Origin of the sequence: Stenotrophomonas sp. Pemsol (genome assembly GCF_003586545.1) — a bacterium.
Lineage (GTDB): Bacteria > Pseudomonadota > Gammaproteobacteria > Xanthomonadales > Xanthomonadaceae > Stenotrophomonas > Stenotrophomonas sepilia.
In genome coordinates this window covers 4370750-4371500 of sequence record NZ_CP025780.1, presented here as the reverse complement: position 1 = coordinate 4371500, position 751 = coordinate 4370750, and the positions used below count along the sequence as shown (strand labels likewise).

The 751-nt window shown below is 53.9% G+C and carries 2 pseudogenes; both read left to right on the top strand.

What is annotated here, in order from left to right:
- Positions 1–365: pseudogene (locus PEM_RS20420) on the top strand (hypothetical protein); the annotation flags it as partial.
- Positions 362–751 (top strand): annotated as a pseudogene (locus tag PEM_RS20170) (hemolysin); the annotation flags it as partial. The pseudogenes PEM_RS20420 and PEM_RS20170, both read left to right, overlap by 4 nt.

The window sequence follows — 751 nt, the reverse complement described above, 5'->3', positions numbered from 1 at the left end:
TTCAGGCACAGCGCCTCAGTGCAACTGAATTCAGCAGTGCTGTTTTCAACGACGGCATGGAAGTTGCCGACTATTACGGTCGTGGTCCGTGCACTTGGACACCCGTGCTCGTGGAAGCTTCATTCGCCTTCATCATTGATGGTCGCCCTATCCAAGCAACCGCATGGACTTCATTTACAAAGCTTGAAACCGGGAAACTCTCTACTACCTACGTACATCGCGCCTTACGCCCTATGACTTCAGGGGGATCGCCAGAGTGGACGCCTACCGAGCCTTCGACTTGGTACGAGAAGATGTCTCAGGATAAGCGAAAGGATTACTTCCCAATCGAAATCTCCACACGGACTGAAGGAACAGCCCAATGAATCCTGGAGCAAATGCAGCCCTCTCCGATCATGTCTACAAGGATCCGCTCCCTGAACCCAAGACCATTGTTACCATTGCCGGGACGGAATATCGAGTATTGGCCAGCCTAAACTCCGCCACCGGCTACCAAGGCGTCATTTACCATAATCTCGAATCCAAAGAAGTAATCGTCACCCATCGCGGTACCGAGTTTGATCGCCAGCCTCTGATTGATGGCGGCATCGATGCGGCGATGGTCACCGCCAGAATCAACGCGCAAATTGATGATGCCCTCGCGCTGACCAAGCAGGCAATCGAGCTGGCTTACGCAAATGGATATGGCCAAGTTTCCGTCACCGGCCACTCCCTGGGCGGCGCGCTCGCACAGATCACTGCACACCACTAC